Origin of the sequence: Streptomyces sp. NPDC016640 (assembly GCF_043076215.1) — a bacterium.
Lineage (GTDB): Bacteria > Actinomycetota > Actinomycetes > Streptomycetales > Streptomycetaceae > Streptomyces.
In genome coordinates this window covers 357,230-371,077 of sequence record NZ_JBIBRG010000002.1, presented here as the reverse complement: position 1 = coordinate 371,077, position 13,848 = coordinate 357,230, and the positions used below count along the sequence as shown (strand labels likewise).

The following is a 13,848-nucleotide window of genomic DNA, read 5'->3' as shown; positions in this document are numbered from 1 at the left end:
GGCGCAAAGGAAGACCACCCCATGACTTCGCAGCCGACCCTGTCCAAGGCCGAGGACGGCCCCGGCGGCCACGGGGCCCCGGGAGGATCCGGGCTCCAGGCCGGACTCAAGAACCGGCACCTGTCGATGATCGCCATCGGCGGTGTCATCGGCGCCGGCCTGTTCGTCGGTTCCAGCACCGGCATCGCGACCGCCGGCCCCGGCATCCTCCTGTCGTACGCCCTCGTCGGCACGCTCGTGGTGCTGGTGATGCGGATGCTCGGTGAGATGTCGGCGGCCAACCCGACCTCCGGCTCCTTCTCCGCGCACGCCGACCGTGCGCTCGGCCCGTGGGCCGGATTCACCATCGGCTGGCTGTACTGGTTCTTCTGGGTCGTGGTGCTGGCGGTGGAGGCGACCGCCGGCGCCGCGATCCTCGAGGGATGGATCCCGGCCGTTCCCCAGTGGGGCTGGGCGCTCATCGTGATGGTGGTGCTGACCGCCACCAACCTGGTGTCCGTCGGCTCCTACGGCGAGTTCGAGTTCTGGTTCGCCGGCATCAAGGTCGTCGCCATCGGCGCCTTCATCGTCATCGGCGGACTGGCCGTCTTCGGTCTGCTGCCCGGCGTCGACAGCGACCAGGCGGGCCTGGCCAACCTCACCGAGCACGGCGGCTTCCTGCCCAACGGCGCCGGCGCCATCCTCACCGGCATCCTGCTCGTCGTCTTCTCCTTCATGGGCAGCGAGATCGCCACCCTGGCCGCCGGCGAGTCGGAGGACCCGCAGCGGGCCGTCACCAAGGCGACCAACAGCATCATCTGGCGGATCGGCGTCTTCTACCTCGGCTCGATCTTCGTCGTGATCTGTCTGCTGCCCTGGGACAGCGAGTCGATCGCCGAGGACGGCTCGTACGTGGCCGCCCTGGACTCCCTCGGTATCGCGCACGCCGGTCAGATCATGAACTTCATCGTCCTGACGTCCGTGCTGTCCTGCCTCAACTCCGGGCTCTACACCGCCTCCCGGATGGCCTTCTCACTCGGTGAGCGCGGGGACGCGCCGAAGGCGTTCGCCCGGACCACCGACCGGGGCGTGCCACGGACCGCGATCATCGCGTCGGTCGTGTTCGGCTTCGTCGCCGTCTTCTTCAACTACAGGTTCCCGGACTCCGTCTTCCTCTTCCTGGTCAACTCCTCCGGTGCGGTCGCCCTGTTCGTCTGGCTGGTGATCTGCTTCTCGCAGCTGCGCATGCGGAAGATCATCCAGGCGGAGGCGCCGGAGAAGCTGGTCGTGCGGATGTGGCTGTACCCGTACCTGACGTGGGCCAGCGCGGCGCTGATCGTGTTCGTGCTGGGCTACATGCTGACCGACACGGAGCACGACGGGCGCACCACGGTGCTGCTGTCGCTGCTGGTCGCCGCCGTCGTCCTCGCGATCGCCGTCGTGCGGCAGCGCATGGCGGGGCGCGGGGCCCCGGACGCCGAGCCGCGGGACGAGGTCCGGGCCGGCTGACGCCGCGCTCCGCTCCGTGACAGGGCCGGGGGGCCGCGGCCCCCGGCCCCCGGCCCCCCCCCCCCCGCGGGGGGGGGGGGGCCGGGGGCCGGGGGCCGGCCCCCCCCGGCCCTGTCATGTGGCCCGTGGCCCTGTCGATGCGGGCGCCGGCCCCGTCGTGCGGCCCGCGGCCCTGTACGGGGCCGCCGTCCTGCCATGCGGGGCGGCGGCCCCGCTGTGCTGGTCCGGGCCCCCGTCCTGCGGGTCCCGGTCCCGGCGTGCGGGGCGTCCGCTCGTCAGCGGCGGTCGGCGAGCTTCCAGGCCGTGGGCAGCACGCCCATCGCCAGGGCCGCCTTCAGGGCGTCCCCGATGAGGAACGGGGTGAGGCCGGCCGCGATCGCGGCGGAGGCGGACATACCGGTGGCCAGGGCGAGGTAGGGCACGCCGACGGCGTAGATGATCGCCGAGCCGAGCACCATGGTGCCGGCCATCCGCCAGGCGGAGCGGTCGGCGCCGCGGCGGGCCAGGGCGCCGACGACGACGGAGGCCAGCAGCATGCCGAGGATGTAGCCGAAGGACGGCATGGACGTCCCGGACCCGCCCTCCGCGAACCACGGCACCCCGGCCATGCCCACCAGCGCGTACACCGCGAGCGAGGCGAAGCCGCGGCGGGCGCCGAGGGCGGTGCCGACGAGCAGCGCCGCGAAGGTCTGGCCGGTCACCGGCACCGGGGAGCCGGGGACGGGCACCGCGATCTGGGCGGCGAGGCCGGTGAGCGCGGCACCGCCGAGCACGAGCGCGGCGTCGCGGACACGGGAGGCCGGGATGAGGTCCGCGAGGACCTGTCCGGATCGGGCGGACGTGACGGCAGCGGTGCTCATGGAGGTCTCCGCGGGGTGAGGGCAGTTGAGGACACGGCGACGCTATACCGGCGCCCGCGCGCCGATCACCGTCAGCGCCCGACAAAGGCGTGAACACCGGCGTGGTGGGCTCCGGACAAAGGGCGAAGGTGACAAGCGGTACGAGGTGACACCGGTCACGGGGGTGAGGTGGTTTGACCGGCGGCTCCGGGTGGAAGCGCGGCTGTGGGGAACCGCCGGAGCGGTGCGGCGGACGGCGACCGGCAATCGGTGACCGGCACGTCACCCTGCGCGTGGAGCGTGTCCACATGCCGGGCACCCCCTCCGCGGGCGCGGGAGGGCCGACCAGAATGGACGGCGTTTTTGTCGTCTCCCGCATTGGACCAGCCGCGCCCATGCCCAGTACCACGGTCGAGACGCCCCCGAAGGCGGACGGCGCCTCCCTCTCGCACGGCCTGAAGCAGCGCCATCTGTCGATGATCGCCCTCGGTGGGGTGATCGGCGCCGGGCTGTTCGTCGGCTCCGGCGCGGGGATCGCCGCCGCCGGGCCCTCCATCGTCCTCGCCTACGCCCTCTCCGGCCTCCTGGTGATGCTGGTGATGCGGATGCTGGGCGAGATGTCCGCCGCCCGTCCCTCGTCGGGCTCCTTCTCGGCGCACGCGGAGCGGGCGATCGGCCCGTGGGCCGGGTTCACGGCGGGCTGGTCGTACTGGGTGCTGCTGTGCACGGCGGTCGGGCTGGAGGGGATCGGCGCGGCGAAGATCGTCACCGGCTGGCTGCCGGGCACGCCCGAGTGGGCGTGGGTGGCGCTCTTCATGGTGGTCTTCTGCGGGACCAACCTCGCCGCGGTGCGGAACTTCGGCGAGTTCGAGTTCTGGTTCGCGGCGCTCAAGGTCGGCGCGATCACGCTGTTCCTGGGACTCGGCGTGCTGGCCGTCGCGGGGGTGCTGCCGGGCACGGACTCCCCCGGCACCTCCCACCTCACCGACTTCCTGCCCAACGGCGGCGAGGGCCTGGTGATCGGACTGCTCGCCTCCGTCTTCGCGTACGGCGGACTGGAGACGGTGACGATCGCGGCGGCCGAGTCGGAGGACCCGGTCAAGGGCGTGGCGAGCGCGGTCCGTACGGCGATGTGGCGGATCGCGCTGTTCTACGTCGGCTCCATGGCGGTCATCGTCACGCTGGTCCCGTGGGACTCCCCGGCGGTCGTCGAGGACGGCCCCTACGTGGCCGCCCTGGACCGCCTCGGCATCCCGGGCGCCGGCGAGCTGATGAACGTCGTGGTGCTGGTGGCGCTGCTGTCCGCGATGAACGCCAACATCTACGGCGCCTCGCGCATCGGCTACTCGCTGGTGGAGCGGGGGCAGGGGCCGAAGGCCCTTGGCCGGGTGTCGGGCGGGGTGCCGCGGATCGCCGTGCTGGCCTCCTGCGTCTTCGGCTTCCTGTGCGTGCTGCTGAGCTACTGGCGGCCCGACGACGTCTTCTCCTGGCTGCTGAACATGATCGGCGCGGTGATCCTGGTCGTCTGGATCTTCATCGCCGTCTCCCAGCTGCGGCTGCGCCGCCGGCTGGAGCGGGAGGCGGAGGGGAAACCGGCGGTGCTGATGTGGGCGTACCCGTGGCTGACGTGGGTGGCGCTGGCCGGGATGGCGGCGGTCCTCGTCCTCATGGCCCGGGAGCCGGGCACGCGCGCGCAGCTGTACTCGACGGGCGGGATGACGCTGGCCCTGGCGGCGGCGGGATACGTCCGGCAGCGGGCGCGCTCCCGGAGCTGACCGGCCCCGCCCTTCCGCGAAACGGCCCCCGCGTGGACGCGCGGGGGCCGTTTCGCGCGTCCGGGGGCACGTACACCTTTCTGCTGCTAACGTGCAGTTGCAATATATTTGCAATAAGCGTCCTGCCTCGTGATCGTCTTCTCACCGTTCACCCGGCAGGCGGAAAGACGGAAGCCCCCGCGAGGACGTGACTCGCGGGGGCTTCCCGTATGCGGCAATCCGGGTCATCGTTGCGCAATGGCGACACAGAGGACGATGAACGACTATTGCATGACCTGCGGCGGGTACCAGCGGCACCGCCGGCTGGACAAGAAGGAGGAGGACTGGCTCAAGGAACGGCTGGGCCGGTCCGGGGTCGGCGAGTTCTGGCTCTGCGTGAACGTGCTCGACCCCGACACCGGCAGGCAGTGCCGCAACCTGCGCACGGGCTTCAACAAGAAGCCGTTCGCCGAGCCGATCAAGGCACCCGTGCTGGAGTGACCGTCACAGGTTGCTGAAGTCCGGCCCCTTCGTCCGCGTCCGCTTGATCTCGTAGAAGCCGGGGACGGAGGCCACCGCGAGGGTGCCGTCCCACAGGCGGGCGGCCTCCTCGCCCTTGGGGGCGGGGGTGACGACGGGGCCGAAGAAGGCGATCTCCTCGCCGCCGGGGCCGGGGACCGCGATGACCGGGGTGCCGACCTCCTGGCCGACCTTGTCGATGCCCTCCTTGTGGGAGGCGCGCAGCTCGTCCTCGTAGGGGGTGAAGTCCCAGTGCTCCATGAGGGACTCGGGCAGGCCGACGTCCGTCAGGGCGGCGGCGACCGTCTCCCTGCCCGGACCCTCGTCCTTGTTGTGGATGCGGGTGCCGAGCGCGGTGTAGAGGTCGCCGAGCACCTCGGGGCCGTGCTCCTGCCGGGCCGCGATCACCACCCGGACCGGCCCCCACGCCTTGGTCTCGAGCAGGTCGCGGTACTCCGCGGGCAGCTCGTCGAGCTTGTCCTCGTTGAGGACGGCGAGGCTCATGAGGTGCCAGCGGACCTCGATGTCCCGCACCTTCTCGACCTCCAGCACCCAGCGGGAGGTCATCCAGGCCCAGGGGCACAGCGGGTCGAACCAGAAGTCGACGGGCGTGGCGGGAGAGGTGTCCGACATGTCGCTCCTTGTGAAGACGGTCTTTCCCGGGACAACGCGGCGTCCGCTCCCGACCATTCCCGGCTGACCGCCGTCAGGGGCACATGGCAGGATCGGTCCTGTTCATCCCTGTCGACGACGCCTGAGGAGTGCCGCCCGTGCCCGGTGAGAACCTGACCCGCGACGAGGCCCGGGAGCGGGCAGCCCTGCTGTCCGTCGACGGGTACGAGGTGTCCCTCGACCTGCGGTCGGCGGTCGGCGACAGCGACGGGGAGGGCCCGCGCACCTTCCGGTCCGTCACCACCGTCCGGTTCCGCTGCGCCGAGCCGGGGGCGAGCAGCTTCGCGGACCTGATCGCGCCGAGCGTGACGGCCGTCTCGCTCAACGGGCGGGACCTCGACCCCGGCCGGGTCTTCGACGGCTCCCGGATCCTGCTGGAGGACCTCGCCGCCGACAACGAGCTCGTCGTCGACGCGCGGTGCGCCTACTCCCGCACCGGCGAGGGCCTGCACCGCTTCGTCGACCCCGAGGACGGCGAGGTCTACCTCTACACCCAGTACGAGCCGGCCGACTCCCGCCGGGTCTTCGCGGGCTTCGAGCAGCCCGACCTCAAGGCGCCCTACCGCTTCGAGGTGCGCGCGCCCGAGGGCTGGACGGTGTGGAGCAACGGCGCCGGTGAACTCACCGACGGCGTGTGGCGGTTCGCGGAGACCAAGCCGATCGCGACGTACATCACGTGTGTGGTGGCGGGCCCCTACCACTACGTGACGGACAGCTACGAGCGCGTCCTCGAGGACGGCACGCGGCTGGAGATCCCGCTCGGCGCGATGTGCCGCAAGGGTCTCGCCCCGCACTTCGACGCCGACGACGTCTTCCTGGTGACCAAGCAGGGCCTGGACTTCTTCCACGACCACTTCGACTACCCGTACCCCTTCGGGAAGTACGACCAGGCGTTCGTGCCCGAGTACAACCTGGGCGCGATGGAGAACCCGGGGATGGTCACCTTCCGGGAGGAGTTCATCTTCCGGGGCAAGGTCACGCGGGCGTCCTACGAGGCCCGCGCGAACGTGATCCTGCACGAGATGGCCCACATGTGGTTCGGCGACCTGGTCACCATGGAGTGGTGGGACGACCTGTGGCTGAAGGAGTCCTTCGCGGACTTCATGGGCGCGTTCTCGCTGGTCGGCGCGACCCGCTTCACCGACGGCTGGATCACCTTCGCCAACCGCCGCAAGGCGTGGGCGTACCGGGCGGACCAGCTGCCCTCCACGCACCCGGTCACCGCCGACATCCGCGACCTGCAGGACGCCAAGCTCAACTTCGACGGCATCACGTACGCGAAGGGCGCCTCGGTACTGAAGCAGCTCGTGGCGTACGTCGGGCAGGACGCGTTCCTCGAGGGCGCCCGGCGCTACTTCAAGCGGCACGCGTACGGCAACACCCGCCTCGGTGACCTGCTGTCGGTGCTCGAGGAGACCAGCGGGCGGGACATGGCCGCCTGGTCCCGGGCGTGGCTGCAGACGGCCGGCGTCAACTCCCTGACGCCTCAGGTGCTGCTGGACACCGAGGGCAGGATCGAGGAGCTGGCGGTCCTGCAGGAGGCCGCCGAGTCCCACCCCGAACTGCGCCCGCACCGGGTCGCGGTGGGCCTGTACCGGCGCACCGACGGCGGCACCCTGGAGCGGTACGCGCAGGCCGAGACGGACGTCGACGGCGCGCGCACGGTGGTGACGGAGCTGGCCGGCGCCGACGCCCCGGAGCTGGTGCTGGTCAACGACGACGACCTGACGTACTGCAAGACCCGTTTCGACGCGACCTCGCTGGCCACGCTCGGCGCGCACCTGGGCGACATCACCGACCCGCTCGCCCGCGCGCTGTGCTGGTCGGCGCTGTGGAACATGACGCGGGACGCGCTGCTGCCGGCCCGGGAGTTCATCGGCCTGGTGCTGGAGTTCGCGGGCCGGGAGTCCGACATCGGCGTGCTGCAGATGCTGCACGCGTGGGCGGAGTCGGCCGCCGTGCACTACACCGCGCCCGAGCGGCGGGAGGAGACCGGCCGCCGGCTCGCCGAGGGCGCCTCGGCGCTGCTGCACGCCGCCGAGCCGGGCAGCGAGCACCAGCTCGCGTGGGCGCGGTTCTTCGCGCACGTCGCCGAGGCCCCGGCCCACTTCGAGCTGCTGACCTCGCTGATGGACGGCACGGTGGCCCTGCCGGGGCTCGAGGTGGACCAGGAACTGCGCTGGGCGTTCCTGGAGCCGCTGGCCGCGCACGGGGTGGCGGACGAGAAGGCGCTGGACGAGGAGCTGGCCCGGGACGACACCGCCTCCGGCAAGCGGCACCACGTCCGCTGTCTGGCCGCCCGGCCGTCGGCGGCGGTGAAGGCGCAGTGCTGGGCGCGGGTCGTGGAGTCGGACGCCCTGTCCAACGCGCTGGTGGAGGCGACGATCTCGGGCTTCGCGCAGGCGTCCCAGCGGGAGTTGCTCGCGCCGTACGCGCGGAAGTACTTCGCGGTGATCGAGCGGGTGTGGACCGAGCGGTCGATCCAGATCGGCATGGACGTGGTGCGGGGGCTGTTCCCCGCGCACCAGGACCCGCAGGCGACGCTGGAGGCGACCGACGCGTGGCTCACGGCCCACGAGGACGCGGCACCGGCACTGCGCCGACTGGTCCTGGAGGCCCGTGACGACCTGGCCCGCGCACTGCGCGGCCGGCGCTGCGACGCGGCGGCCGGCTGAACCGTGCCCCGGGTCCGCCGCCGCGGCTCCCCGTGGTGGCGTCCGGGGAGTCGTTACGGAACGCGGGCAATCGAGCCGTAACCCCTGGTCCCCGCCCGAACGGACCAGGGGTTTCCGGCATCCGAACACGCTTCCCCGGATGCGCGTTTGTCCGCGTTTGTCGACGGAGTCGTAACAGGGGTTCACGGGCGGGCCGCAAGCGGGAAATTGCCGGGCATGACCCACAACACCCCCCTCTCTCCCCGCTCCCCGCACCGGATCGCCGACGGCGCGCGCCGGGTGCTCACCCACGCCCAGCTGCGCGCCCGGGGCGTCTCGGCCGCGGAGGCCGGCGAGCGGTGCCGCCCCGGCGGGCCCTGGCAGCAGCTCCTGCCGGGCGTCGTCCTGCTCCACCCCGGCCCGCCGACCGGCGACGAGCGGCTGCACGCGGTGCTGCTGTACGCGGCGCGGGAGCGGACCGGGAGCGTTCCCGCGCAGCCCGGTGCGGACCGGCCGCCCGCGTCCCCCGCCGGGGAGGCGATGATCACCGGGCTGGCCGCGCTGGCCCTGCACGGCTTCGCCTCCGCTCCCCCGCCGGCCTCCCTGGAGGTCCTCGACGTCCTGGTGCCGCGGCTGCGCCGGCTGCGGTCGACGGGCTGCGCGCGCGTCGTCCGCACCTCCTCCCTGCCCGCCCCGGAGCAGGTCACGGGTGTGCCGGTGGCGCCGGTCGCGCGTGCGCTGGCCGACGCCGTGGCACGGCTGGAGGACGCGGTCGCGGTGCGCCGGCTGCTGACGGAGGCGGTACGGGGCGGCCACTGCGAACCGGCGGCGGCGGTGCGGGAACTGACCGCCGCGAAGCTGCTGAACCGGCCGCACGTGGTGGACGCGGTGGACTCGCTGCTGGCCGAGGGCCGGGCACTGGCGGAGGGGCGGCTGTACCGGATGGTGCGCGACCACGGCCTGCCGGAGCCGTGCTGGAACGTCGACCTGCGGCTGCCGGGCGGTCCCCGCCTCGGCGGCCTGGACGCGTACTGGCCGGAGCAGGCGGTGGCGGTGGAGCTGGACACCCGCGCGCCGCGCCCGGGCCGGCGGCCCGAGGACGAGGCGGAGTGGTCGGAGTACGCCCGCAGGCGCGAGCACCTGGAACGCCTCGGCGTCACGGTCGTCCACATCACCCCGCGCAAGCTCCGGGACCTGGCGGAACAGCAGGCGGCGGTGGTGCGTACGGCCCTGATGGCGGCGGCCGACCGCGATCCGGCGGCGTACGTCGTGGTCCTTCCCCGGTAGACGGGGAGGCGGGGCCGCCGGCGGCCCCCTTCCCGCGCCCGGGTGCGGGCCGTCCTCAGCGCTTCCTCAGCACCAGCTCGGTGTTGCGGTCCCGCGCGGCGCCGGCCAGGTCCGTGCGGGCTCCCGGGGCGTTGAGGGAGAGTTCGCGGTAGAGGGCGGCGAGGCCCGTCTGGGAGAGGTCGGCGAAGTCCGTGCGGGCCGGGGCCGCGGACTCGACGAGCGTGGTGAGGAGCGAGAGTGTGCCGTCCTTGTTGTCGACCAGCTCGACGATCCGGGCGAGCTGGGGGAAGTCGACGTGGGAGGCGGTGGAGATCTCCCAGAAGGAGCCGCCGGAACCGGTGTGCGGGGTGATGGCGTTGCGGTGGATGTGGCCGTTGACCCAGGCCACCACGTTGCCGTACCGGCCGAGGAGGGCGGTGACCTCCTCGCCGTCGTGGCGCCGTTCCCCGGGGCGTGCCGGGTCGCGGTGCGTGTTGTTCATGCTCGTGCTGGTGTGGTGGCTGAAGACGATGACGTGGGAGTCCCGGTTGTCCCGCAGGGTCCGCTCCAGCCAGCGCAGCTGGGCGGTGCCGAGGGAGCCGGTGTAGTGGCCGCCCGGGTCGGTGGTGTCGAGGCTGATGCCGAGGACGTCGCCGGCGACGCGGAAGGAGTAGTACTGGGTGCCCGCGTCGAGGTTGGCGGCGGAGTAGCCGTGGCCGGCCGGGCCCGGACCGCGGTACGCCGGGTCCAGGTGGGCCCGCAGGTACTCGGCGGGGGTGAAGGGGGCGCGTTTCTCGTCCGGGGTGACGGGGCGCGCGGCCCGGGCGTGCGCCCTCAGGAAGTCGCCGTACCGCACGCCCCTGGGGTCCGTGGCCTTCTTGATCGTCTGCCGGAGCCGGCGGGCCTCGGCCGCCGGTACCTCCATCAGCTTGCGTCCACCGACCGCGAGTTCGGTGAGGCGGGGGTCGCCGTGGGAGGCGTAGCAGCCGAGCGGCATCGAGTCGTGGTTGCCGACGGTGGAGTACCAGGGCAGGTCGAGGCCGGGGCTGTTCACCTCGCGGACGGCCGCCGCGAGGAAGCCGTCCAGGTGCGGGAAGCCGAGCCGTTTGTCGGCGTCGCGGACGGCGGAGTCCGGCTGCCAGTACTGCTTCAGGCCACTGTTCTGGACACCTTCGTAGTGGCGTGGGTCGCCCGTGTTGGGGGTGATCCGGCCCCCGCTCATCACCGTCAGGAACCACTCCAGCTCGGAGCGGCAGTTGTTGTCGGTGTTGTCGCCGGTGGTCATCGCGAAGTCCAGCGGGGAGCCGGTGACGGGGGCGCCGCGCAGCGCGTTGATCCGCTCCACGAGGGCGACCGCGCCCTGCACGGTCAGCGCCTCCTGCGGCCGCCAGGCGTGCACGTCGGCCGGGCGCAGGTACTCCAGGCGCAGCGGGTGCTGGGCGTCGATGAGGTGCAGGTCGGTGAGCTGCACGAACGCGGCGAGCGCGGTACGGCGGCCGGCCCGGCCGGGGCGGGCGGCGGCCAGCTCGCCGCGCACCACCCGGTCCCAGCCCGGGCCGTCGGCGAGGCGCCGGTAGCCCGGGCCGCCGCCGCGCGGGGCCGCCGTGCCTGCGACGGTGGTGCCGCGCGTGTACGGCGCGGGCGGGGCGGGCGGTGTCTGCCGGGGGGAGGCGGGCGCGGCCTCCTCGGAGCCGGCACCGGTGGCCGCGGCGGCGGCGACGTCGCCGGGCCGCAGGGCGTAGCCGGCGCCGGCGGAGAGGGCCACCGCTCCGGGGACGGCGAGGAGGGAACGACGGTGGAGTCCAGTGGAGCCGGCGGCTGAGCGTGTGCGCGACATGGCGCTTGTCTCCCCGGGTGCGAACGCGTCGGCAGTGGTCGCGGGGCGCCCGCCTGGCGAGCGCCCCGCTCGTACTGGATGCTTGGCACCGGGAATGGCCTGCGCGTGAACGGGACGGCAACGCGCAACGCCGATCGCCGTACGTGGATCCCGCACCGCCACGGTCGTCGACGGCCGCTCCCCCACCCGCCCCGGGCCGGTCACGCCGCGTTCACCTCACGGGGCGGGGACCGCCCGGCTACCCCCCGGCGGTCTCCACCCGCCCGTCCGCCGGGCGCTCCCGCCACAGCCGCAGCGCGATGTCGACGAGGGGTACCCGGACCAGTCCGGGCACGGCGTCGAGGGGCTGCCAGGCGGCGAGTTCGGTGGTCCCGCCGATCTCGTCGCGCAGTTCACCGCCGGTGATCCGGCCCTCGTAGACCAGCCGCAGGCCGTGGTGGTCGACGCCGCGGCCGAGGCGCCCGGGGAAGGTGCGGCGCAGGGAGTGCACGCCGAGCAGTCCGGTGACCTCGACGAGATAGCCGGTCTCCTCCTCGACCTCCCGGCGCACGGTGTCGTGGGGATCCTCGCCGTGTTCCATGCCCCCGCCCGGCAGCACCCACTCGGGCACGCCCCCGGGGCCCGGGGACCGGGCGAGCAGGAACTGTCCGTCACGCACCACCACGGCGTAGGCCGCCACCCTCAACTTCCTTCGCATCCGGGGACGTTATCCCGGCGGCCGCGGATTGGCAGGTGAGTACGCGGGGGCCGACCAGCGCAACGGCACGGCGCCCGGGGTGTCCTCGGCCTCCGCGACGGTGAAGTGGACCCGGCGCTCCCCGTCGGCGGTGAACTCGGTGCGGGCCTCGCCGGTGAGCTGGAGCGACCTTCCCGTCGTCCAGTCGAGCAGGAGCAGACCCGCCCGGGGGTCGGTGGCCAGGTTGCCGAGGGTGAGGAACATGGCGTTGCCCGGGTAGTCGCGCCAGCTCAGTCCGGTCGCTGAGGTGGTGCGGACGAAGCCGGGGTCGCCGCCGCGGTGGCCGGCGTCCGCTCCGCCCGGGTGCACGGTGGCGATGAAGAGGGTGTCGGCCGCCTCCACGAACGCCCGCTGTTCGTCCGTGAGGTGGCGGCCGTGCCGGGTGACGCCCGGCCGGCGGCCGGCGACCGTGTCGTACGACTCCCGCTTCTGCAGGTACTTGGGGCAGTTGGCGAACACCTGGCCGGCCTCGACGGCGAAGCCCCGGGGGGTGGGGCGGGACCGGCCGTTCAGGCGCATGCGGCGGCGGGTGCGCGGGTCCAGGGCGAGGGTGCCGACCCGGGTTCCCGCGGTGGCGAGGGCGGAGGTGAGCGGGTCGGCCGGACGCGGTCCGCCGGTGACCGACATCTGCCGCGGGCCGGTGGCGCGGACGAAGCCGGGGGCGCCGGTGAGCGGGGAGGCCCACACCCTGCCGGTGTCCGGGGCGGCGGCGCCGACCACCAGCAGCGGCTGGAGTTCCAGGAATGCGGCGGCCACCGGTTTGATGTGCCGCCCGACGGACCGGCCGACGTGGTCGGCGCTCCCGCGGACGCCCACGCGGTCCTGAACGGCGCGCGAGCCCGCGTGGTACACCTCTGGGGTCGTCTCCACGGCTAGAAGAACCCGCAGGTCGGGGCGGAGCCGTGCGGCGCGGGGGCGTCCTCGGCACCGGTCGGTGCCGAGATCTCCAGCCGGGTGCCGTCCGGGTCGTGGAAGAAGATGCCGCCGGAGGCGGCGCCCTCGCCGTGGGCGACCACGCCCTCGTGGGCGAAGTCGGTGCCGTGGGCGCGCAGGGCGCTCTCGTACTCCCTGATCCGCTCGATCGAGTCCACCTCGAAGGCGAGGTGGTGCAGCCCGGCGCGGGTGCCGTCGTAGGGCTGCCCCGCCTGCTGCCAGAGGGTGAGGACGAGTCGCTCGCCGTCCCCCAGGAACGCGTACCGCCGGCCCTCCTCCTCGCCCTCGCCGACCGGGACGAAGCCCAGCACGTCGCGGTAGAAGGCGAGCGAGCGGTCGAGGTCGGTGACGTTCAGGCCGGTGTGGCCGGGGCGCGGGGTCATGGGAGTCCCTTCGTCGGATCCCGCGGCGCGCACGGGACGCAAACTAACCAGTGAAAATGAGATTAAGGGTTAGAGATCCTCCGCGTCAACCGGTCACGTACCCTTGAGTGGTTAGCAGGGAAGGGAGCCCCCATGTCCGACCGGGACCGCGTGGACCCGCGGCCGCTCACCGGCGAGCCGCTCGCGCTCGACCTGCTCAACACGCGGTGGATGAGCGAGGGGGCCGTACGGGACCTGCTCGCCGACACCGACGGGCTCGCGGTGTGGCTCGACGCCAACGGGCTGGACGGGCAGTTCGCCGCCGACACGGCGACCCTGCGGCACGCGCTCCGGGCGCGGGACGCCCTGAAGGGCGCGGTGGACGGCGCGGCGGGCGAGGGGGCGGAGGCGGTCGACGCCGTGCTCGAACACGGGCGGATCCGGGCCACGCTCACCGCGGACGGGCCGGGCGAGCGGCCCGAGTTCGACGACACCTCCTGGGGGCCGGCCTGGCTCGCCGCCCGCGACTACCTGCGGCTGCTGGCCACCGCGCCCGACCGGATCCGCGGCTGCGCCCACGAGGCGTGCATCCTGCACTTCTTCGACACCTCGCGCAACGGCACCCGCCGCTGGTGCTCCATGGCGGTCTGCGGCAACCGGGCGAAGGCGTCCCGGCACTACGCGCGCGCGAAGGACGCCTGACACGCCGCCTCTCACGCACGAAGGCGCCCGGCACACGCGAAGACCCTGGCACGCGCGAAGAACCCCGCCGCACCGCCCCTCGTGCA

Annotated in this window: 12 protein-coding genes; 6 read left to right on the top strand and 6 right to left on the bottom strand. The window is 73.4% G+C overall.

What is annotated here, in order from left to right; all coding sequences use genetic code 11:
• Positions 1–21 precede the first annotated feature (21 nt).
• On the top strand, positions 22–1,488 hold the full coding sequence (locus tag ACF07S_RS05260) for an amino acid permease (protein ID WP_391973481.1): 1,467 nt from the start codon (positions 22–24) through the stop codon (positions 1,486–1,488).
• A 275-nt stretch (positions 1,489–1,763) separates the two neighbouring features.
• On the opposite strand, the gene ACF07S_RS05255 is transcribed toward ACF07S_RS05260, so the two are convergent.
• Positions 1,764–2,348 carry a biotin transporter BioY gene (locus tag ACF07S_RS05255; RefSeq protein WP_391962178.1) on the bottom strand — a complete coding sequence of 195 codons (585 nt, stop codon included), beginning with the start codon at positions 2,346–2,348 and terminating at the stop codon, positions 1,764–1,766.
• Between the two features lie 374 nt (positions 2,349–2,722).
• Between ACF07S_RS05255 and ACF07S_RS05250 the strand changes: the two genes are divergently transcribed.
• On the top strand, positions 2,723–4,102 hold the full coding sequence (locus ACF07S_RS05250) for an amino acid permease (RefSeq protein WP_391973480.1): 1,380 nt from the start codon (positions 2,723–2,725) through the stop codon (positions 4,100–4,102).
• Positions 4,103–4,339: 237 nt separating this feature from the next.
• Positions 4,340–4,582: a hypothetical protein gene (locus tag ACF07S_RS05245; RefSeq protein ID WP_391973479.1), complete on the top strand. Its 243-nt coding sequence runs from the start codon at positions 4,340–4,342 to the stop codon at positions 4,580–4,582.
• A 3-nt stretch (positions 4,583–4,585) separates the two neighbouring features.
• On the opposite strand, the gene ACF07S_RS05240 is transcribed toward ACF07S_RS05245, so the two are convergent.
• Positions 4,586–5,233, bottom strand: coding sequence for a DsbA family protein (locus ACF07S_RS05240; protein WP_391973478.1), 648 nt, complete (start codon positions 5,231–5,233; stop codon positions 4,586–4,588).
• 137 nt (positions 5,234–5,370) lie between these two features.
• Here ACF07S_RS05240 and pepN point away from each other — a divergent pair, with 137 nt between their 5' ends.
• Together pepN and ACF07S_RS05230 are read left to right on the top strand one after the other, a co-directional pair.
• Positions 5,371–7,947, top strand: coding sequence for an aminopeptidase N (pepN, locus tag ACF07S_RS05235; RefSeq protein WP_391973477.1), 2,577 nt, complete (start codon positions 5,371–5,373; stop codon positions 7,945–7,947).
• Between the two features lie 216 nt (positions 7,948–8,163).
• Positions 8,164–9,213 (top strand): hypothetical protein, encoded by a 1,050-nt coding sequence (locus ACF07S_RS05230; RefSeq protein ID WP_391973476.1) that lies wholly within the window; start codon positions 8,164–8,166, stop codon positions 9,211–9,213.
• Between the two features lie 55 nt (positions 9,214–9,268).
• Here the strand turns inward: ACF07S_RS05230 and ACF07S_RS05225 are convergent, their stop codons facing one another.
• The 4 genes from ACF07S_RS05225 to ACF07S_RS05210 all read right to left on the bottom strand — a co-directional run bounded on the left by ACF07S_RS05225 (position 9,269) and on the right by ACF07S_RS05210 (position 13,081).
• Positions 9,269–11,029, bottom strand: coding sequence for a TIGR03767 family metallophosphoesterase (locus tag ACF07S_RS05225; protein WP_391973475.1), 1,761 nt, complete (start codon positions 11,027–11,029; stop codon positions 9,269–9,271).
• Positions 11,030–11,267: 238 nt separating this feature from the next.
• Positions 11,268–11,708, bottom strand: coding sequence for an NUDIX hydrolase (locus tag ACF07S_RS05220; protein ID WP_391973474.1), 441 nt, complete (start codon positions 11,706–11,708; stop codon positions 11,268–11,270).
• Positions 11,709–11,735: 27 nt separating this feature from the next.
• Positions 11,736–12,635 carry a pyridoxamine 5'-phosphate oxidase family protein gene (locus ACF07S_RS05215; protein ID WP_391962186.1) on the bottom strand — a complete coding sequence of 300 codons (900 nt, stop codon included), beginning with the start codon at positions 12,633–12,635 and terminating at the stop codon, positions 11,736–11,738.
• 2 nt (positions 12,636–12,637) lie between these two features.
• Positions 12,638–13,081: a VOC family protein gene (locus ACF07S_RS05210; protein WP_391962187.1), complete on the bottom strand. Its 444-nt coding sequence runs from the start codon at positions 13,079–13,081 to the stop codon at positions 12,638–12,640.
• Between the two features lie 132 nt (positions 13,082–13,213).
• On the opposite strand from ACF07S_RS05210, the gene ACF07S_RS05205 reads away from it, so the two are divergent.
• Entirely contained in the window at positions 13,214–13,762 is a 549-nt protein-coding gene (locus ACF07S_RS05205; protein WP_391973473.1) for a CGNR zinc finger domain-containing protein, read from the top strand.
• Positions 13,763–13,848: the final 86 nt, after the last annotated feature.

Bases quoted from the DNA above. Each gene is read 5' to 3' on its own strand.
- ACF07S_RS05260 (WP_391973481.1), top strand. From the start codon at position 22: ATGACTTCGCAGCCGACCCTGTCCAAGGCCGAGGACGGCCCCGGCGGC.
- ACF07S_RS05255 (WP_391962178.1), bottom strand. From the start codon at position 2,348: ATGAGCACCGCTGCCGTCACGTCCGCCCGATCCGGACAGGTCCTCGCG.
- ACF07S_RS05250 (WP_391973480.1), top strand. From the start codon at position 2,723: ATGCCCAGTACCACGGTCGAGACGCCCCCGAAGGCGGACGGCGCCTCC.
- ACF07S_RS05245 (WP_391973479.1), top strand. From the start codon at position 4,340: ATGGCGACACAGAGGACGATGAACGACTATTGCATGACCTGCGGCGGG.
- ACF07S_RS05240 (WP_391973478.1), bottom strand. From the start codon at position 5,233: ATGTCGGACACCTCTCCCGCCACGCCCGTCGACTTCTGGTTCGACCCG.
- ACF07S_RS05230 (WP_391973476.1), top strand. From the start codon at position 8,164: ATGACCCACAACACCCCCCTCTCTCCCCGCTCCCCGCACCGGATCGCC.
- ACF07S_RS05225 (WP_391973475.1), bottom strand. From the start codon at position 11,029: ATGTCGCGCACACGCTCAGCCGCCGGCTCCACTGGACTCCACCGTCGT.
- ACF07S_RS05210 (WP_391962187.1), bottom strand. From the start codon at position 13,081: ATGACCCCGCGCCCCGGCCACACCGGCCTGAACGTCACCGACCTCGAC.
- ACF07S_RS05205 (WP_391973473.1), top strand. From the start codon at position 13,214: ATGTCCGACCGGGACCGCGTGGACCCGCGGCCGCTCACCGGCGAGCCG.